Origin of the sequence: Frigoribacterium sp. Leaf415, from assembly GCF_001424645.1 — a bacterium.
GTDB lineage: Bacteria > Actinomycetota > Actinomycetes > Actinomycetales > Microbacteriaceae > Frigoribacterium.
Genome location: NZ_LMQR01000001.1, coordinates 148,435 through 166,054, shown reverse-complemented (window position 1 = coordinate 166,054; position 17,620 = coordinate 148,435). Strand labels below are relative to the sequence as shown.

At 73.7% G+C, this 17,620-nt stretch carries 19 protein-coding genes; 13 read left to right on the top strand and 6 right to left on the bottom strand.

Annotated elements, in window-relative coordinates:
- Nucleotides 1-192 precede the first annotated feature (192 nt).
- The 6 genes from ASG28_RS00830 (at nt 193) to ASG28_RS00805 (ending at nt 5,796) form a co-directional block, all read left to right on the top strand.
- Entirely contained in the window at nt 193-1,140 is a 948-nt protein-coding gene (locus ASG28_RS00830) for a WcbI family polysaccharide biosynthesis putative acetyltransferase (RefSeq protein ID WP_055970985.1), read from the top strand.
- Nucleotides 1,137-2,378 carry a hypothetical protein gene (locus ASG28_RS00825; protein WP_157485597.1) on the top strand — a complete coding sequence of 414 codons (1,242 nt, stop codon included), beginning with the start codon at nt 1,137-1,139 and terminating at the stop codon, nt 2,376-2,378. Before ASG28_RS00830 ends, ASG28_RS00825 begins: the two co-directional genes overlap by 4 nt.
- Entirely contained in the window at nt 2,375-3,973 is a 1,599-nt protein-coding gene (locus ASG28_RS00820; protein WP_235477445.1) for a glycosyltransferase family 2 protein, read from the top strand. The genes ASG28_RS00825 and ASG28_RS00820 overlap by 4 nt, the downstream gene beginning before the upstream one ends.
- A 310-nt stretch (nt 3,974-4,283) precedes the next feature.
- The gene (locus tag ASG28_RS00815) at nt 4,284-4,832 is read left to right on the top strand and encodes a DUF805 domain-containing protein (protein ID WP_157485596.1); all 549 of its coding nucleotides are present in this window, start codon (nt 4,284-4,286) and stop codon (nt 4,830-4,832) included.
- A gap of 111 nt (nt 4,833-4,943) precedes the next feature.
- Nucleotides 4,944-5,207 (top strand): hypothetical protein, encoded by a 264-nt coding sequence (locus ASG28_RS00810; protein WP_055970979.1) that lies wholly within the window; start codon nt 4,944-4,946, stop codon nt 5,205-5,207.
- Between the two features lie 61 nt (nt 5,208-5,268).
- On the top strand, nt 5,269-5,796 hold the full coding sequence (locus tag ASG28_RS00805; protein WP_055970978.1) for a GNAT family N-acetyltransferase: 528 nt from the start codon (nt 5,269-5,271) through the stop codon (nt 5,794-5,796).
- 831 nt (nt 5,797-6,627) lie between these two features.
- Here the strand turns inward: ASG28_RS00805 and ASG28_RS00800 are convergent.
- Complete coding sequence (locus tag ASG28_RS00800) at nt 6,628-7,257, bottom strand: maleylpyruvate isomerase N-terminal domain-containing protein (protein ID WP_055970976.1); 630 nt, start codon at nt 7,255-7,257, stop codon at nt 6,628-6,630.
- Nucleotides 7,258-7,334: 77 nt separating this feature from the next.
- On the opposite strand from ASG28_RS00800, the gene ASG28_RS00795 reads away from it, so the two are divergent.
- Together ASG28_RS00795 and ASG28_RS00790 are read left to right on the top strand one after the other, a co-directional pair.
- The gene (locus tag ASG28_RS00795; protein WP_235477440.1) at nt 7,335-7,970 is read left to right on the top strand and encodes an SRPBCC family protein; all 636 of its coding nucleotides are present in this window, start codon (nt 7,335-7,337) and stop codon (nt 7,968-7,970) included.
- Nucleotides 7,967-8,650, top strand: coding sequence for a DUF4166 domain-containing protein (locus ASG28_RS00790; RefSeq protein ID WP_055970974.1), 684 nt, complete (start codon nt 7,967-7,969; stop codon nt 8,648-8,650). Before ASG28_RS00795 ends, ASG28_RS00790 begins: the two co-directional genes overlap by 4 nt.
- 253 nt (nt 8,651-8,903) lie before the next feature.
- Here the strand turns inward: ASG28_RS00790 and ASG28_RS00785 are convergent, their stop codons facing one another.
- Nucleotides 8,904-9,590: a DUF6518 family protein gene (locus ASG28_RS00785; RefSeq protein ID WP_157485594.1), complete on the bottom strand. Its 687-nt coding sequence runs from the start codon at nt 9,588-9,590 to the stop codon at nt 8,904-8,906.
- Nucleotides 9,591-9,777: 187 nt separating this feature from the next.
- Nucleotides 9,778-10,449, bottom strand: coding sequence for a DUF4232 domain-containing protein (locus tag ASG28_RS00780; protein ID WP_055970972.1), 672 nt, complete (start codon nt 10,447-10,449; stop codon nt 9,778-9,780).
- A 208-nt stretch (nt 10,450-10,657) separates the two neighbouring features.
- Here ASG28_RS00780 and ASG28_RS00775 point away from each other — a divergent pair, with 208 nt between their 5' ends.
- Nucleotides 10,658-11,863 (top strand): GDSL-type esterase/lipase family protein, encoded by a 1,206-nt coding sequence (locus ASG28_RS00775; protein ID WP_055970971.1) that lies wholly within the window; start codon nt 10,658-10,660, stop codon nt 11,861-11,863.
- Nucleotides 11,864-11,953: 90 nt separating this feature from the next.
- Here the strand turns inward: ASG28_RS00775 and ASG28_RS16295 are convergent, their stop codons facing one another.
- On the bottom strand, nt 11,954-12,130 hold the full coding sequence (locus tag ASG28_RS16295) for a CsbD family protein (protein WP_157485593.1): 177 nt from the start codon (nt 12,128-12,130) through the stop codon (nt 11,954-11,956).
- Between the two features lie 179 nt (nt 12,131-12,309).
- Between ASG28_RS16295 and ASG28_RS00770 the strand changes: the two genes are divergently transcribed.
- Complete coding sequence (locus tag ASG28_RS00770) at nt 12,310-13,476, top strand: LysM peptidoglycan-binding domain-containing protein (protein WP_055970968.1); 1,167 nt, start codon at nt 12,310-12,312, stop codon at nt 13,474-13,476.
- A gap of 101 nt (nt 13,477-13,577) precedes the next feature.
- The gene (locus ASG28_RS00765) at nt 13,578-14,264 is read left to right on the top strand and encodes an alpha/beta fold hydrolase (protein ID WP_055976616.1); all 687 of its coding nucleotides are present in this window, start codon (nt 13,578-13,580) and stop codon (nt 14,262-14,264) included.
- Between the two features lie 55 nt (nt 14,265-14,319).
- Here ASG28_RS00765 and ASG28_RS00760 read toward each other — a convergent pair whose 3' ends face one another.
- Complete coding sequence (locus tag ASG28_RS00760) at nt 14,320-16,026, bottom strand: RecQ family ATP-dependent DNA helicase (RefSeq protein ID WP_055976613.1); 1,707 nt, start codon at nt 16,024-16,026, stop codon at nt 14,320-14,322.
- A gap of 205 nt (nt 16,027-16,231) precedes the next feature.
- Here ASG28_RS00760 and ASG28_RS00755 point away from each other — a divergent pair, with 205 nt between their 5' ends.
- Together ASG28_RS00755 and ASG28_RS00750 are read left to right on the top strand one after the other, a co-directional pair.
- Nucleotides 16,232-16,429: a hypothetical protein gene (locus ASG28_RS00755; protein ID WP_055970966.1), complete on the top strand. Its 198-nt coding sequence runs from the start codon at nt 16,232-16,234 to the stop codon at nt 16,427-16,429.
- 61 nt (nt 16,430-16,490) lie between these two features.
- Nucleotides 16,491-16,733 carry a hypothetical protein gene (locus ASG28_RS00750; RefSeq protein ID WP_055970964.1) on the top strand — a complete coding sequence of 81 codons (243 nt, stop codon included), beginning with the start codon at nt 16,491-16,493 and terminating at the stop codon, nt 16,731-16,733.
- A gap of 17 nt (nt 16,734-16,750) precedes the next feature.
- Here ASG28_RS00750 and ASG28_RS00745 read toward each other — a convergent pair whose 3' ends face one another.
- Nucleotides 16,751-17,602, bottom strand: a complete 852-nt coding sequence (locus ASG28_RS00745; RefSeq protein ID WP_055970962.1) for an alpha/beta fold hydrolase — start codon at nt 17,600-17,602, stop codon at nt 16,751-16,753.
- Nucleotides 17,603-17,620 lie beyond the last annotated feature (18 nt).

Here is a 17,620-nt window from a genome sequence, read left to right as displayed (position 1 = left end):
TGATCAGGTCGCTCGCCGTGCCGGACCGGCACAGGGCCTGTCTCGCGGGACGACGAGCACCCGCGACGATGCGGGTGAGGTGTGCCGGGGCTGGCGGCGGGAAAGGATGACGCGACCGGGGAAGTCGCTGTTGACTCAACATAGGCCCGCGCGACCCCCTTTGTCCGTTCCGAGTGCGGGCCGGAGGGAAGCATGTCCGAACAGCGAACCGAACCCGACGGCCGCACCCGTCACTACGGCGACTTCTACGGTCTGAGCGAGCCCGAGGGCGACGGGGCGATCGCCCTCGTCGTGGGCAACTGCCAGGCCGAGTCGCTGCGCATCTTCCTCGACGGCGCGGGGCTCACGACCGTCCGCATGCCACCCGTGCACGAACTCACGGCCGCCGACCTGCCGCAGCTCGAGCGGTGGCTCGGCCGGGCCGGCCTGCTCGTCTCGCAGCCGGTGCGCGACGACTACCACGACCTCCCGCTCGGCACGGCCCAGCTGGCCGCGATGCTGCCCCGGGAGGCGCGGGTCGTGCGGGTGCCCGTCGTCCGGTTCGCGGGCCTCTACCCCGCGCACGTCATCGTCCGCCCGCCGAGCGACGTCTCGCTCGTGCCGCCCGTGGTCGAGTACCACGACGTCCGGTTCATCGCCGAGGCCGCCGGGCGGCCGCTCCCGACCGACGCCCTGACGCCCGCCGTCGTGCGGTCGGTCGCCGAGCTGTCGCTGGCCGAACTGCGTAAGCGCGAGGTCGCCCACGACACCGTCGTCGCCTCGGACCTGTTCGAGGTCGGTGCGGGCACCGACGGGACCGGCACGCCGCGCTTCGACCAGATGCGCACCCTGAACCACCCCGGCAACCCGGTCTGGACGACCCTCGCCTCGCGCGTCCGCGAGCGCCTCGGCCTGCCCGAGCACGTCGTCGACCCGGGCCGACCGGTGCTGGCGAGCGTGCACGCCCCGCGCGAGCAGGCCGTGATCGACGCCTGGGGACTCGACGACGAGCCGACCGACCACTGGGTCGTCGGCGGCGAGCGCGTCGACGCCGACGAGGTCCGTCGGGCGCACCTCTCCTGGTACGCCGAGCACCCGGACGCGGTCGAGGCCGCGCTGGCCCGCCACGCCGACACGTTCGCGCTGTGGGGTGCGGCGTGAGCGGGGCGGCGGTCGACCCCTCGGCCCGCGCCGCGACCGCGCGCGACTCGGCCCGCTCGACCGCGCGGGACGGTGCGGCGGCGACGATCGACCTGGCCGAGCTGCCCGTGGTGGTCACGCACCACGACCCGCAGCACGGCGTCGCGACCTACGCGGCCCAGATCGCCGCGACGGTCGAGGCCCGCACCGGGCGGCACCTCGCCCTCGACGTCGCCGACCTGCTCGAGGTGCCGGATGTGGACGCAGGCCCGGACGACGCCGACGTGGTCGACGTCACCGTGCCCCGGGCCCACCTGCAGTTCACCGACCGACTCTGGGGCCCTTCCCCGTCGGCCGCGGCCGACGTCGTCGAGCACCTGGCCGACACGACGGCCCTCACCGTCACCCTGCACGACCTGCCCCAGCCGTCGGACGGCGAGCGCAACCTGAGGAGGCGCGGCGAGGCCTACGGTCGCGTGGTCGCCGCCGCGCGGGGCGTCGTCGTCAACAGCGAGCACGAGCGCGCCCTCCTGCGCGAGTGGGTCGGCTTCGACGGCCCGGTCGAGGTCATCCCCCTGCCCGTCGACCGGCATCCGCTGCCGACCGGGCAGCGCGAGCCGGTCGGGCAGACCGAGCCGGCCGGGCAGACCGAGCCGGCCGGGCGACCCGCGCCGGACGGCGCCGTGGCGGTCATCGGGTTCTTCTACCCGGGCAAGGGGCACGCCGAGGTCGTGGCGGCCGTGGCCGGACTCGCGGCCGCGCGGCACGACGCCGACGGGGACCGGGACGGCAGCGGGGCGACGCGACCGGACGCGCGGGCGACGGGCGTCGTGGCGCTGGGCCGCGCCTCCTCGGGTCACGAGGCCGAGCTGCAGCAGCTGGTCGACGAAGCCGCCGCGCTCGGTGTGCCGTTCGGTGCGACGGGCTACCTCGACGACGCGACGCTGCTCGACCGGGCCCGGCGCGCGGCGGTGCCCGTGGCGGCGCACCAGCACGTGTCGGCCTCCGGGTCGATCGCGACTTGGATCGCGGCCGGGCGACGCCCGCTGGTGCCCGACACGAGGTACTCGCGCGAGATGGCGACGCTGCGGCCGGGCACGCTCACGCTCTACCCCGACGGCGGGCTGGCGGCCGCGATCGCCGAGGCCCTGGCCGACCCGGCGTCGACCTGGCTCGACGACGACGCCCGCACCCTGCCCGGCCTCGACGAGGTCGCCGACGCCTACGCGGCGTGGTGGGCCGAGGGGGTGCGCTGGTGAGCCGCGACGCCGGGTCGCCGGTGTCCGACGCGACCGGCACCGCGCCTCCCGCGGGCGGGCGGTTCGTCGTCGGCAACGCGTGGGACGCCCTCGACGGGGTGTGGCCCGAGCTGCCTCCGCTCGTGTCGGTGGTCGTCGTGCACTACCGGCAGCAGGCCGAGCTCGACCGGACGCTGGCGGCGCTCGCCCGCCAGAGCTACCCGGCCGAACGGCTCGAGGTGATCGTCGTCGACGACGGATCGCCGACCGCGCCCACGGTGCCCGACGGGGTGCGGCTGATCGTGCAGGAGGACCTCGGGTTCCGTCTCTCGGCCGCCCGCAACGTCGGGGTCGCCGCGTCGTCGGGGTCGGTGCTCTGCTTCGTCGACGCCGACACGTCGCCCGAACCGGACTACGTGCTGCGGCTGACCCGGCTGCCGGCGCTCGCCCCCGAGGCCGTCACGGTCGGACAGCGGAAGCACGCGGACTTCGCGGGCGTGCTGGGCGGTGGCGGTGGGGCTGGCGCCGGGGCTGGCGCTGGGGTTCAAGCTGGTGGCGACGGCGCCGTGCCGGTGTCCGAACCGGTCGAGGTGGCCGGGCCCGCCCACGAGCTCGAGCAACCGCGCTGGCTCCAGCAGGCCTACGGCTGGTCGGCCGACCTGCTGCACGCCGACGACCGGTCGTACCGCCACCTGATCGGGGCGGTCACCTGCTGCACCCGCTGGTTCTTCGACCAGGTCGGCGGCTTCGACGAGTCGTTCACGAGCTACGGCGGCGAGGACTGGGAGTGGGCGCACCGTGCCTGGCTCGCCGGCGGCGTCTTCGCGCACGTGCCGGGCGCCGTGGCGTGGCACGACGGGCCGGACTGGGCGGGGCGCGCGGCGGGTGCCGGTTCCGGTTCCGGGGCGGCGGCCTCGGTGGCCTCGGCGGCATCGGTGGCCTCGGCGGCCGATCGCGAGGACGAGGAGGCGCGGCGCCAGGCCGAGAAGAACGGCGAGACCCTGCGCCTCGCCGACCTGATCGCGGTGCGCGGCTCCCGCGGGTTCGGGGTGCGGAGTCGCGCCGTGGACGTGTGCGTCGAACTGGTCGCCGCCGCCGGGACGCCGATCTCGGCCGGGGCGGCGTTCGTGGCGGTGGACAGCGTGCTGGCGGCGATGCCGGACGTGACGGTCGTGGTGCCGGACGACGTGGCGTCGGTGTTCGAGGCGGATCAGCGGGTGCTCGGCCGGTCGACGGGCGCTGCCGCGGCGGGGCTGGGGAGCGCCCGGGTGGTCGTGACGTTCGACGGGCCCGTCCGGGTGCTGCCTGCGGTGGAGGCCGGTGGCTCGGACGACGCCCGGGTGCAGGCGCTGGCCGCGGCGGTCGGGCTCGGGGACGACGTCGCCCGCGACCTGCGGACGGCGACGGACGCGGTCGGCGTGGGGTCCCTCGGCACGGTCGAGTTGGTGGACCGGTCGGGCCGCGTACTCGTGACGGTGGAGTCGCGTCGCGCCGCCCTGCGCGCCCGACGCTGGGGGGCGGGCGTCGCCTTCGTCTCGCACCGCGCCTCCGTGGACTGGCTGACGCCCGTGACGGGTGAGCCCAGCGTGGCGGCCTACCTCGGCGGCTGGGGCTGATCCCGCACGCTCGTGCGCGAACCAGGTCGAGTGGTCACGAATCGTCCTTCGTCAGCCGAGCAGGGACGATTCGGGACCACTCGACCGTCGTTCCGGGGTGCGACGGGGCGAGGTGGCGCCTCGGTAGGGTGGCGGGGTCGCGGTGGGCGGCACGGACGAGGGGGATCTCATGACCGATCGGAACGACGGAGCGTACGAGCAGGGCGGGCCGGTTCCGCCGTACGGACGGCCTCCGCAGGGCGGACAGCCGCAGCAGCCGCCTCAGGGGCAGCAACCGCCCTACGGGCAGCAGGCACCGTACGGACAACCCATGCCGCCGCCGATGAACTACCCCCAGCAGCCGACCGGGTACCAGCAGCCCGGGTACGCACAGCCCTCGTACGGCCAGACGCCGCAGGGGCCCGCCTCCGGCCAGGGCGGGGCCGTTCCCCTCTGGGCGCCGCTGTACGGTGCGGGTCCGGTCGTCGCGGTGAAGCGGTTCTTCCAGAAATACGCCGACTTCACGGGGCGCGCGAGTCGCAGTGAGTACTGGTGGGTCGTCCTCGCGAACACGGTGATCTGGTTCGTGCTCGGGATCGTCGGGTTCCTCGCGGGCCTCCCGGGAAGCACGACGGACTACGACGGCACCCTCGAGCCCGGACCGGGTTTCATTCCCTTCGGCTTCGTCCTCACGGTCTTGCTCTTCGGGACGATCGTGCCGTTCCTGTCCCTCGGAGCCCGTCGACTCCACGACGTCGACCTCAGCGGGTGGTTGCTGCTCATCAACCTCTTCCCGTACCTCGGGGGATTCGTCATCTTCATCCTGTCGCTGCTCGGCCCGAAGCCCGGCGGCGCCCGGTTCGACCGACCCCGGGCCTGAGGGCCGGGTGCATCGACCGTGGTGAGGGCCTTCCGCGGATTCCCGGGTCGACGGGACGCGAACGTCGGCGAACCGCGCCGCAGTCAGGCCTGGCGGGACCTAGTCGACCGGGTGCTCGTCGCACTGAACGACCTCGACCCTTACGGGCTCGAGCCTGGCGCCGAGGACGGCGCGCCCTGGGACGAGTACGAACTCGAGGCCGTCCCGATGGTGCGCGAGCTGATCACGGCCGGGAGCATCACGGGCGACCAGATCGACGCGATCTGGTCGGCGTGGTTCGGCGAGACGTTGAGCGGGCGCACGGACCCGTCCCGGTTCGAGGCGTTCGTCGCCCGCGTGAACGCGGTGGGACCGTGGCCTGACGAGCGCTCGTAGCGCGTCGACTTCGGCGGCGTCGAGGCCCGTCGCCGTCCGTCGCCGGCGGTAGCGTGAACCGGTGTCCTCCCACCTCCGCCTGATCGACCCGCGAGACGCCCCCGAGCTGGCACGAGCGTTGACGCGCAACCGTGAGTTCCTGGCTCCCTGGGACCCCGTGCGCGGTGACGCCTACTTCACGCCCGAGGGGCAGCTGTCGGTGATCTCGTCGCTGCTGGCGCAACGGTCCCGCGGCGAGGCGCAGCCGTTCGTCATCGTCGACGAGGGCGCCGTGGTGGGCAGGCTGACCCTCAGCGGGATCGCCCGCGGCCCGTTCCGGTCCTGTGACCTCGGCTACTGGCTGTCGGAGGACCGCAACGGGCGGGGCATCACGACGTCGGCCGTCGGCGAGGCCGTCGACTGGGCCTTCCGAGAAGCCGGCCTCCACCGCGTCCAGGCGGGGACGCTCCGCCACAACGTCGCCTCACAACGGGTCCTGCGGAAGGCCGGCTTCGAGCAGTACGGCATCGCACCGTCCTACCTCGAGATCGAGGGACGCTGGCAGGACCACGTGCTGTTCCAGCGGGTCGACGACTCGTCGAGCCGTTGATGCATGCAGGACAAGCCCAGCGGTCCCGTCGATGATGCGACCCGACATCCGTTCGCCGGCCTGATCCGTTACGGACCGGATCAGGCGACGAGCGAGGTCCCCAGGGCCGAAGAGCCGACGCAGCCGACAGGGCAGACAGGGCAGACGCAGTTGACGCCGCCGCCAGCATCGCGGTGATCGCACACCACGCCCGCACCCCGAGCCTGGCTCGCCTCGCGCTGCTGCGGCGTCAACCCGTCGGCAAATCCTGACCCTCGTCGCGGTTGCTCCCCTCCCACGGCGATCACGGCACCCCGCCGCCGCACCGATCCGGAATTGCCGACACCGACGCCGAACCTGACACCCGCTCTGGCCTATACGTCCGACGGCCCAGCCCGCCGAACGCGGCCCGCGTCCCACCCCCGGGTCGGCAAATCCTGGCTCCTGTCGCGGCCGCGCCCGTTCCACGCCGATCCAGGCACCCGGCCGCAACGCCAGCCCGTAATTGCCGACACCGACACCGGCACCGGCACCGGCACCGGCGGCGGCGGCGGCGAATGTGACACCCGCTCCGGCCTGGACGTCCGACGGCCCAGCCCGCCGCACGCGGCACGCGGCACGCGGCACGCGGCACGCGGCACGCGGCACCCCGCAAGCGGCAAGCGTCCCACCCCCCGGTCGGCAAATCCTGGCTCCCGTCGCGGCCGCTCCCGTTCCACGCCGATCCCGGCACCCGGCCGCGACGCCAGCCCGGAATTGCCGACACCGACACCGACACCGGCACCGGCACCGACGTAGAACCCGAACCCTCGAGGGCCCGCTCCGTCGTTCGACGGCAGACCGGCAGCCCCGTCAGAGCACCGTGTACCCGGCGGCGAGCGCCGAGCGACCCGTCAGGGCCGTCAGGAGGCGCGGCGCGTCAGCCGACGGAGCATCGGCCACGAGGGCGCCGAGCACGACCAGCGCCTGACGACCCGCGACCTCGGGGGCCTGTCCGTCGAGCCCGCCGGCCGTCCGGAGGTCGCCCGTGTGGACGACGAGCTCGACGACGCGCGTCGGCAGGTACGCCTCGAGCCGCCACTCGCCCACCGGCGTCTCCACCCGCGCGTCCGCGGTCCGTCCGGCCACCACGCCGGTCACCCGTCGCACGACGGCGTCGACGCTCTCGGGCAGGGCGGTGCCGAGGTCGCGTCCCGCCTGCCTCCCTCTCTCGGCGACCTCGTCCGGATCGGCGCGGCCGCCCCGGACCGCCCGGTAGTAGTCGACGGGGCGGCGGTCGGAATCCGACGACCCGGGCCGCAGGTACTGCTCGACCGTGAGCAGGGCCCTCGACGTGTGGCCGACGAGGTCGCGGCGGCTCCACGCGCCGAGGGCCGGGGCCTCCCACGGGGCCGGCGGCCGGTCGAGCTCGTGCACCGTCTCGGCGAACCATCGCGCCGCCGCCCCGAACGCGTCGCGGACCGTCTCGAAGCTCTCGTCCATGGGGTGAGCCTAGATCCGGCCACGACCCGTGTTCCGGGGCGTTCCGGCGGCCGTCACCATGCCCTAGCCTCCCTCTCGTGGGGAAACGTCAGATCTACGTCGAGACCGTGATCGACGCCGACCTCGACCGGGTCTGGGCCGCCACGCAGGACCCCGCGCAGCACGTCCGCTGGGACGTCCGCTTCTCGAGCATCACCCCCGGGCCGCCGGACGCCGACGGGTCGATCCCGTTCCGTTACGTCCGTCGCACGCCCGTCCACACCGTCGAGGGCACGGGCGTCAGCATCGGCGAGCGCCACGGCGCCGACGGTTCGCGCACGTCCGCGCTGCGGTTCGCGACCGACGACGTGCTCTCGCCGATCCGGGCCGGGCGCGGGTACTGGCGCTACCTGCCGACCGACGACGGGCGGACGCGCTTCCTGACCGGGTACGACTACGACTCGGGCTGGGGTCCGCTCGACCTGGTCGTGCGTCCGCTGCTCGGTTGGGCGACGGCGTTCAGCTTCGACCGCCTGCGCCTCTGGCTCGAGACCGGCCGCGAACCCGAGCGGTGGCCGCTCGCCAGCGCCCTCGCGTTCTGGCGGGCGGACCGGCCCCGCGCCTCCCGCACCCTCCGTGCGCCCGCGGGCGGCACGCGCGCGGGCGACCACCTGCAGGAGGCGCCGGTCACCCTGGCCACTCTGCCCGACCCCGCGAGGCGGTCACCCCGATGACGTCGATCTTCGAGCAGGCCCTCGGCGAGGAGTTCACCCGCCTGCACCCGATGATGCAGCGCCGCTTCGGGGTCGGCCTGGACTCGGGCGAGGCCTGCGTGGGCCGGGGCGTCATGTCGTCGATCCGGCGGGGCCCGTGGTGGACGGTGCCGTTCCTGCAGATCGGACGGTTGCGCAACATCCTGGTTCCCGACGTCGGCCGAGACGTTCCCTTCGTCATCGAGAACTACCCGTACCGAGACGGGCTCGGACGCGAGACCGTCACCTTCGTCCGTTCGTACACCGTGCCCCGCCGCCGCGCGGGCCGACGCCCGGTCCGCTTCGACGCGACGATGGTGCTCGACCGCGGGCGGGTGCTCGACTACCTCGGCACGCACCAGCACCTCGCGGTCGACCTCGACCTGACGGTCGACGACCGCGGCGGCCTCGTGCTGCGCTCCGAGGCGCAGCGCTTCCACGAGGGGCCCGTCTCGTTCCGCTTCCCGATGCTGTTCAGCGGTCGGGCCGAGCTCCACGAGTGGTGGTCCGACGACGACGAGTCGTTCCACGTCGACCTCGAGGTGCACAACCACCGCTTCGGGTTCCTCTTCGGCTACCGCGGCACCTTCACCTGCGAGTGGGTCGCCGCGTCCGACTCGCCCGACCGGCTGAAGCCGCGACGCACCGAGGCCCGCCTCTAGGCCGTGGGCCGTGCCGGTCGGACCCCGAGGCGCGGGCCGGTCGTGAGCCCACCCCGCCCCGGCACCGACCCCGTCGGCAAATCCTGACTCCTGTCACGGCCGCCCCCGTCCGACGCCGATCGCGGCACCCCGCCGCGGCACCGGCCAGGAATAGCCGACACCGACACCGACACCGGCGTCGGACCCGGGCCTGGGCGTCGTCGGCCACCCAGGAGGGGAGGGTCGAGTCCCATCGGAGAAACGACCCGGCCGGTCACATCAGCAGGCGAGGGAGGGCCGTGTACGCGACGACGAACAGGATCGACAGGGCCACCACCGACCCCGCCGTGACGACGGGCACCCACGTCCGGGCGGACGACCGGGTGCGGATCGCACCCCAGGCGAGGAAGGCCGCGCCGAGGACCAGCTGGATCACCCAGTAGATCGCCCCCGGTCCCTGGTCGAGGACGACGAGCCCGTAGAGTCCCTCCCCCACGAGCACCGTCGAGAGCGGTGCGACCGCCAGGGTCCGCCAGGTGGGCGACGACGATCGGAGGAGGGCGGCGGCGACGCCGATGACCGGGCCCACGAGGAGTCCGAGGATCGTGAAGACGTTCTGGAACGGCTCGTCGTAGGGGAAACCGCGCCACCCCGACACGAGGCGGTATCCCTCGACCATCAGCACGAACGCCACGGCACCCAGCACTGCCGACAGGGCCGGACGGGCCCGCGCGGTCACGACCAGCGCGAACACGAGGATCGACCAGCCACCGGACGAGTTCGCGAATCCTCCGAGCCATTCGGGCAGGAAGCCCTGCGCGGGGCTGGTCAGGCCGCCGAGCACCAGGGCTCCGGCCGCCACCACCGCGACCCGACCGGCGGCGCGGGCCGCCGTCCCGGCCCGGGCCCCCTGCCGTCGGGCGGTCGGCACGGTGGGGCGGTCGAGTCGGGTCTCGGTCATGGCAGCTCTCCTTCGAGGAGGTGCCAGCGTACGAACGCCCGGCGTCGCCACGCGTCCTCCGCGGGTCGCAGACCGTGCGCCTCGAGGATGACCTCACCCGTCGAGGGGGCCCCGAGACGTCGAACCGTCGCCCACGGGAGGACGATTCGCGTCTTCTCGGATGGATGCCGGCCTGACTCCCGCGGCGTCAGAAGGTGGCCAGCGCGCTGACCGTCATCTGCTGCACCTGCGCGTTCGCGCACGCCTCGTAGCTCGACCCCGACGCGGGGACGAAGATCGACTCGAGCGAGCCGGGCGGGTAGACACGGAACCCGTCCGTCGCCTGCGGCCGGCACTCGGCCGCGTCGTAGTTCCCCGTCTGGGCGATCCGCACGATCGTCTGCACCTCACCACCGGGGGCGAGGGTGTGGGTCTCGTGCGAGGACGAGCGGTCGAGCGCGGCCGACGCGCCGATCTGGGTCCCGTTCCCGTCGCCGACGAACGAGACGCCCGGCCAACCCTGCAGGGTGCAGGACCGCTGGCCGCTGTTCGTCAGGATGATGGCGACGCCGTAGCTGCCGGCCGCGCCCCCACCTCCGTCGGCGATCTCGGCGGTGAGTTCGCCCACGGTGCACCGCGAGGACGCGTCGCCCGTGGCGTCGTCGCCCAGGTCGCCGCCGCCTCCCGAGGCCCCGTCGGGGCCCGGCGTCGCCGTGGTGGCGGCGGTGGGAGTCGACGTGCCGGGCGTCGGTGAGGCCGTGACGGTCACGGTGGGGGTCGCCGTCGTCTCGGGGCCGCTCGACGACGAGCAGCCCGAGACGACGACGACGGACGCCATGACGACCGCGGCGGGGACGAGGGAACGGATCGAGCGGTTCATGCCTCCACCGAAGCACGATCGGCGTGCGTTTTGCACACTCTGCACGATTCTCTCGCGGTCGGCCTTGTCAAGCCCCCGGCGTTCAGGGGCCGCGGTCGGCGACCGGTGCCTACGCTCGGTCGGACCAGGCCAGCATCGTCGAACGCGTGACGGGGGTTTCTTCGAGCCGTCCCCGTGACGGCATCTCTCCCGCCGATGCGAGGCCTCCATGCTGTCCGCCGTCACCCACGCTCTCGCCCGCCCTCTGATCCGGACCTGGCTCACCGCGAGCCCCCACTCGTGGGAGCGCCACGTCGTCGCGACCGATTCGCCCCACCTGCACGCGCCGGGCACCGACCCCGATCGCGTGCTGCTGGTGGGTGACGGAGTCGCCACAGGTCGTGGGGTCCGGACCCACGAGCTCGGCCTGCCCGGTCATCTGGCCCGCAGCCTGACGGCACTGACCGGGCGGGCGACGGACGTCGACATCGTCGTCGACGGTCGGATGACCGTCCGGCAGGGTCCGGCGGCCGTCGCCGAGATCGACCTCGCGCGCTTCGACGCCATCGTGTTGTCGTTCGGCGCGAACGAAGCCCTGTCGCTGATCGACGTCGCGACCTGGGCCGACGACCTGTCGGCACTGCTGACGGACATCGCGAGCCGTGCTCCCACGGCGACCACCACCTACGTGCTCGGCATCCCGTCCTTCACCGTGAACCCGCACTTCCCGCCGCGACTCGGTCGGCTCGTCGACCGGAACTCGGCCCGCCTCAACGACGTGATGCGGCGGGTCGTGGCCAGCCATCCCTCGATGGTCTTCGTGCCCGAGGCCGAGGGCCACGCCTTCGAGGCCGAGAGCGCTCCCGTCTACGCGCGGTGGGCCGCCCCGATCGCCCTGCACATCAGCGACGGGCTCGACCCGGCGCGCCCGGCGGCCGAGGACACCGTGCAGGCGGACGAGAAGGCACGCCTCCGCTCACTCGACCGTCTCGAGCGACTCCGCGGAACCGACGACGACCCCGAACTCGACCAGCTCACCGACCGGGCCCGACAGCTCTTCGGCACGACCCTCGCGGCGGTCACCCTGATCGGCCGCGACACCCAGGAGATGAGATCGGTGTCGGGGACGGACGCCCTGGCCTTGCCCCGTTCCGAGTCGTTCTGCGACACGACCATCCGCCGCACCGGCCATCTGGTGATCGAGGACGCCAGCCTGGACTCGCGCTACGCCGACTACTCGGTCGTCGCAGGCGAACCCGGCATCCGGTTCTACGCCGGCTACCCCCTCGAGGCCCCGGACGGTCAGCGCGTCGGCGCGCTCTGCGTCATGGACACGGAGGCGCGGCGCTTCTCGACCGAGGACGCCACGGCCCTGAGGGCGCTCGCCCTCGCGATACAGCGGCACCTCTTCCGGCACGAGCCGGATGCCGGCTAGGCCCGCGTCCAGGACGCGGGGGGACGACGAAGGGCCCGACATCCGCGGATGTCGAGCCCTTGGGTGTGCCGACCGAGGTCGGCGGGACGATCAGCTCTTGCCGAGGTCGTCCTTGGCCTTCTCGGTCTCGAGACGCTCTTCGCTCATGTGCTGGTCCTTGTGGCCCTGCTTCGTGAGCTCTTCGTCGTCCGTGCGCTTGCCGACGGCCTCTTCGGCCTTGCCGGCGGCCTTCTGGACGAAATCTTTTGCCTTGTCGCCAACGGACATGACGTACCTCCTGGTTGTGGGTCGACCGGACTGACCCGGTACCACCGTGACGGTAGGCCGGGTGTCCGACCACCGCCGGGGTTCACAGGCTGTTCCAGGCTCGTACCCGCCCCGGCGCCGGACCGATCGGTCTCGACCCGGCCCACCCCGTCCCCTAGGATCATCGCCGAGGGGGCACCATGGCACGACACACACCGGGGGCGGACGGCGACGACGAGGTCACGCCCGGTCACGAGCTCTTCGCGCCCCGCGCGTCCGACACCGGCGACGACCCCGCCGCGGACGACGCGCCCGACGGTGCCGAACCCCGGCTCGTCGCGTGGTCGCACCGCGGCACCACAGGCACGGCCGGTGCCGCGACCGCGGCGTCGGCCGACCCGGCGAGCGCGACCGACGACGACCCGGACGACGAACCCGCACCCCGGTCCGGCCGCCGCCGCCTCGCGATCGTCGGTGGCGTCGTCGCCGCCGCGGCCCTCGTCTCCGTCGTGGTGAGCGCGGTCCTGTTCACGAGCGGCTCGGCCCCGCTCGCGGCCGGTGCCCCGACCGAGTCCCCGCGCCCGACCACGGTCGCCCGCACCTCGACGCCCACCCCGAGCGCGACCCCGTCGCCGACGCCGACGGCCCCCGCCACGCCATCGCCCCGGGCGGCCACCCCTCCGCCTCAGGACGCCGCCGTGCCGGCGCCCTTCATCACCCCGGTCGCGGCCGGCACGGTCGTCGCCGAGGGCGACGTCGCCTCCCCCAAGGGCAGCATCCACCTGCACTACCGCGTCGTCGCCGGGGGCGACGACACCTACGCGGCCGAGGTCACGGACGCCACCTCGAGCCTGCCCGTCCCGGTGGGGGTCGCGTTCTACCAGGTCGCCCCGTCCGTCGGCGACGGCGTCACGTACGGCGGCGACGGGGGCGTCGAGCTCGGGGCGTCGGTCACGACCCCGACGGGTGCCTCGGGCAGCTTCGGCTCGATCAGCCAGCCGTCGTACCTCTCGACGCTCGTCGTGTACTCGACCAGCACCTCCTCGGACGTCCCCGTCGAGATCTCGACCGGGAAGGTGCTCGCCGTGGCCTCGGTCGCCTGGTCGGTGCCGCCGCGGCAGACGAACATCGTCCCGGTCGACTCGGGTGCGGTGGCCTTCGCCTCGGGGACGCTCGAGGCGACCACGGCGTCCGGGGCCCCCAAGCGGTACACCGTCGCACCCGACGACCTGATCGACGTCGTGGCCCAGCGCTTCGGCATCTCGGTCTCGGCGCTCCTCTTCATGAACCAGGGCCTCCAGGTCATCGACGACGCGCAGCACCTGTTCGAGGGCACGACGCTCGTCCTCGACCCTGACAGCGTCTGACCCGACCGGTCGAGATGTCACGACGTGCCGCTCACCTCCAGAGGTGAGCGGCACGTCATGACATCTCGGCACGCGGCCTGCTCCGGGCCTAGGGTCGGGTGGTGCCCCACCTCCGCGTCCTCGTCCGTCACGCCGCGTGGTGGGTGCAGGACTACGCCTACGCCGCCGTCTGGCAGGTGCGCGCCGTCACGAGTCCGCGCGACCCCGACCGCTACCTCGGCGGCACCGGTCGGCCCGTGCTCGTGATCCCCGGCGTGTGGGAGACCTGGTCGTTCCTGCGACCGATGATCGAACGCCTGCACGCCGAGGGCCATCCCGTGCACGTGTTGGACGACCTGCGCTGGAACAGCCGCCCGGTCGAGGCCACCGCGCGCGACGTCGCCGCGTACCTGCTCACCCACGGACTCACCGACGTCGTGATCGTCGCCCACAGCAAGGGCGGCCTGATCGGCAAGTACGTCATGGCGCTGCTCGACGAGACCCGCCGGGTGCGCTCGATGGTCGCCGTCTGTTCGCCGTTCTCGGGGTCGCGCTACGCCACCTGGCTGGTGCTGCCCGCCCTGCGGGCCTTCTCGCCGCGTGACGCGACGACGATGCTGCTCGCCCGGGACGAGTCGGTCAACGGTCGCATCACCTCGGTCTTCGGCGAGTTCGACCCGCACATCCCCGAGGGCAGCGAGCTGCCCGGCGCCGTCAACGTCCGCCTCCACGCGGGCGGGCACTTCCGCGTGCTCGCCCACCCCCGCACGATCGCGACCGTGCTCGCCGCCGCCGCCGAGCCCGCCTGACCGCCGGTCCCGCCCGACCGCCGACCCCGCCTGACGGCCGAGCCCGTCGAGCAGGTCAGGCCGGGGTGAGCAACTCGTGCGCGATCACGTCGGCGACGGCCAGCACCTTGTAGCCCTCGCTCTCGAAGAACACCGTCATGCGGTCGGCGTCCGTGCTCATGACGGTGCCCTCGCCCCAGGTCGCGTGCACGACGCGGGCGTCGGTCGCGAAAGCAGGAGGCGCGGTGTCGGTGACGTCGTCCTGCCCGCCCTGGTGCGCCTCCTCGGGGTCTCCCGCCTTCTCGGCGGCCCGGCAGCCGTCGCAGTTGCCACAGCGCTCGGGCGACTCCTCGCCGAAGTAGCCGAGCAGGAAGTGCCGTCGGCAGCCGGGAGCCTCGGCGAAGGTGCGCATCATCTCGATGCGCGAGCGCTCGACCCGGTCGCGCGTCTCGGCGACCCCGCGCGCCGCCTCGGCCGCGCTCCGGGCGTCGAACCCGTCGACCGGCTCGAACCCCGTCGACGACTCGGACAGGGCGCCGCCCTCGAGAAGCAGGTCGATGAGGCGCGAGACCGTCCGGGCACCGAGCGAGAGCTGGTCCGACACCTCCGACCGCCGGACGGGTCGACCCGCCGCCGAGAGCGCGGCGAAGACGCCCCGGAGGTCCGCGCGCCCGGGCAGGCCCGAGGCGAAGAACGATCGCAGGGACAGGTCCTCGGGCCGGTAGTGCAGGGTCGCGGTGGCGGGGTCGCCGTCCCGCCCGGCCCGACCGATCTCCTGGTAGTACGAGTCGAGCGAGTCGGGCACGTCGGCGTGCACGACGAACCGGACGTCGGGCTTGTCGATGCCCATGCCGAACGCGCTCGTCGCCACGACCACGTCGACCTCGCCCGCGTGGAAGCGCTCGTGCAGCTCACCGCGCTCGGCCGACCGCTGGCCGCCGTGGTAGCCGACGACGGCGCGGTCGGGGCAGCGCTCGGCGATGGCCGCGGCGTGGTGCTCGGTCGCCTTGCGGGTGGCGACGTAGACGATGCCCGGCGTCGTCGAGGCCGCCACCTGCTCGACCACGGCGCGGGCCTTCTCGTCGTCGTCCTCGTGCCGCACGACCTCGAGGGCGAGGTTGGGCCGGTCGAAGCCGTGGCTCAGCACGAGCGGGTCGTCGAGGCGCAGGCGTTCGACGATCTCGTCGCGCACCGGGCCCGACCCGGTCGCCGTCAACGCCAGCACGGTCGGGCCGCCCAGGCGCTCGACGACCTCGCCGAGGTGCAGGTAGTCGGGCCGGAAGTCGTGGCCCCACGACGACACGCAATGCGCCTCGTCGACGACGACGAGGGCGACCCCGGCGTCGCGCAGGCGGTCGACGGTCTCGTCCCGCGCGAGCTGCTCGGGGGCGAGGAAGACGTAGGTGACCTCACCGGCGGCGAGCCGGCTCCAGCCCTCCTCGTTCTCCGCGTCGGTGTGGCCCGAGTTGATGGCGACGGCCGGCGGGGCGTCGGGGCGTCCCACGAGGCCGGCGACCTGGTCCGCCTGCAACGCGATGAGCGGCGAGACGACGGCCGTCGGTCCGTCGAGCACGGCACCGGCCACCTGGTAGATCGCCGACTTGCCGAAGCCGGTGGGCATGACCGCGAGGGTGTCCCGTCCGGCGACCACCGCCTCCAGGGCCTCGAGCTGGGCGGGGTGCAGGTCGGTCCAACCGAAGAGGTCGGCGGCGGCACGGGTGATGTCGTCGGTGCGGTCGGTCTCGCTCGTGCGGGTGGGTGCGGTACGCGTCGTGGTGCTCATCTGGTCCTCGGTTCCGGTGGGGCAGAGGTCCATCCCAGGCACGTGCGGGGCGACACGCGCGGGCCTGCCAGCCGATGCCCGGCCCCTGCGTACCCCACCCGTCGCGGGTCGCGCATGGTACCCCCGACGTCCGTGTCGAGTCGTCGATCACGGCAGGAGGCGCGGGTCCAGCCCACGCGGACCCCCGGGGCGTAGCGTCCGGTCCATGAGCGACGACAAGCAGACCGAACCCGTCATGGACGGCGCCACCGAGGCCACCGACCACGAGAAGCTGAGCGGCCTGATCGAACAGGTCGAGGCCGACCACGGCGACGAGGGCGCGGCCTCGATGGCCGACCACCTCCGCGACCGCATGGACGAGACCGCGCAGGCCGACGAGAGCCCGGCCGACGCCGAAGAGTGAGCCCCCGGGCTCCATCGCGAGGTGGAGCCCTCGGGTCTCGGTCGTGACCTAGCGTCGAGGGATGTTCTCCAACGGCTTCTCCCTCGTCGGTGTCCTCTACCCCGTCTTCTTCGTGGTGGTGTTCGCCCTGGCCGTCACGCTGGCGGTGCTCCTGATCCGCACCCTGCTCTGGGTGATCCGGGCGTTGACTGTCTACACGCGTGAGCGCGAGCTGCGCATCGACCTGTTGCTCGCCGGCGACGACGGCCCGGCCGGCCCCGTCGATCCATCGGCACCTGGCGTGCCGGGCGGCCCCGTCGCCTGAGGACCAGGAGGCGCGGCTCAGTTCCCGGGGGCTCCGACCACCTCGCGGACGAGGTCGGCCACCAGACCGGGTCGCTCGAGCCCCGGCAGGTGCGCGACGTCGGGCAACACCCGACCCGGCCCCTGCCCGAGGCGTCGGGCTGTCTCGGCGTAGAACGGCTCGTCGGCGGGGATGTCGAGCGCGCCCCAGGTCGCCAGGACCGGCGTCGTCACGCTGTCGAGTCGACTCCAGGTGTCGAGCCCGGCGTCACCGGCCCCGTCCGGTGCGGCGACCTCGAGGATGCGTGCGTTCATCCGCTCGAAGAGGTCGTGCGGGGCACCCGTGACCCGACCCGCCTCTGCCACCGGACCGTCGAGCCAGAGGTGGGCCAGCAGGCGCACCTGCGCATCCACGTCGCCGATGCCGGACGCCTCGTCGAGGGCCTGCATCAGCGGACCCGACGCCGGGTCGGGCGTCCAGTCGAAGGGCGTGTCGTCGTCCGTCATGCCGCTGACCGCTGCGCCGATCAGCAGGACGCCCGCCACGCGCTCGGGTGCGGTCACGGCCAGGTCGAGGGCGAGCGCACCGCCCATCGAGTTGCCGACGAGGAACGCCCGCTCGACGTCCAGCCGCTCGAGCACCTCGACGAGGTCGCCGAGATGCGTGGCCGGGCTGCCCTCGGGCGCGGCCGGGCTCTCACCGAACCCTCGTCGGTCGTAGGCGACGAGGTCGAGACCGTCGGCCGCGAGTGCGTCGCCGACGCCCGTCCAGCTCCGTCGGTCGGCGACCCCGGCGTGCAGCAGCACCACCGTCGGCCCGTCGCCCGGCCACCGCGTCCCGGCCAGGGTGGTTCGGTCGGACAGGACGACGTCGACTCGTTCGGCACTCATGCCGGCCACGGTAGCGCC

Excerpts from the sequence above, each read along its gene's own strand:
- ASG28_RS00830 (WP_055970985.1), top strand. The coding sequence starts at position 193 with ATGTCCGAACAGCGAACCGAACCCGACGGCCGCACCCGTCACTACGGC.
- ASG28_RS00815 (WP_157485596.1), top strand. The coding sequence starts at position 4,284 with ATGCCGCCGCCGATGAACTACCCCCAGCAGCCGACCGGGTACCAGCAG.
- ASG28_RS00800 (WP_055970976.1), bottom strand. The coding sequence starts at position 7,257 with ATGGACGAGAGCTTCGAGACGGTCCGCGACGCGTTCGGGGCGGCGGCG.
- ASG28_RS00790 (WP_055970974.1), top strand. The coding sequence starts at position 7,967 with ATGACGTCGATCTTCGAGCAGGCCCTCGGCGAGGAGTTCACCCGCCTG.
- ASG28_RS00785 (WP_157485594.1), bottom strand. The coding sequence starts at position 9,590 with ATGACCGAGACCCGACTCGACCGCCCCACCGTGCCGACCGCCCGACGG.
- ASG28_RS00780 (WP_055970972.1), bottom strand. The coding sequence starts at position 10,449 with ATGAACCGCTCGATCCGTTCCCTCGTCCCCGCCGCGGTCGTCATGGCG.
- ASG28_RS00775 (WP_055970971.1), top strand. The coding sequence starts at position 10,658 with ATGCTGTCCGCCGTCACCCACGCTCTCGCCCGCCCTCTGATCCGGACC.
- ASG28_RS16295 (WP_157485593.1), bottom strand. The coding sequence starts at position 12,130 with ATGTCCGTTGGCGACAAGGCAAAAGATTTCGTCCAGAAGGCCGCCGGC.
- ASG28_RS00770 (WP_055970968.1), top strand. The coding sequence starts at position 12,310 with ATGGCACGACACACACCGGGGGCGGACGGCGACGACGAGGTCACGCCC.
- ASG28_RS00760 (WP_055976613.1), bottom strand. The coding sequence starts at position 16,026 with ATGAGCACCACGACGCGTACCGCACCCACCCGCACGAGCGAGACCGAC.
- ASG28_RS00755 (WP_055970966.1), top strand. The coding sequence starts at position 16,232 with ATGAGCGACGACAAGCAGACCGAACCCGTCATGGACGGCGCCACCGAG.
- ASG28_RS00750 (WP_055970964.1), top strand. The coding sequence starts at position 16,491 with ATGTTCTCCAACGGCTTCTCCCTCGTCGGTGTCCTCTACCCCGTCTTC.
- ASG28_RS00745 (WP_055970962.1), bottom strand. The coding sequence starts at position 17,602 with ATGAGTGCCGAACGAGTCGACGTCGTCCTGTCCGACCGAACCACCCTG.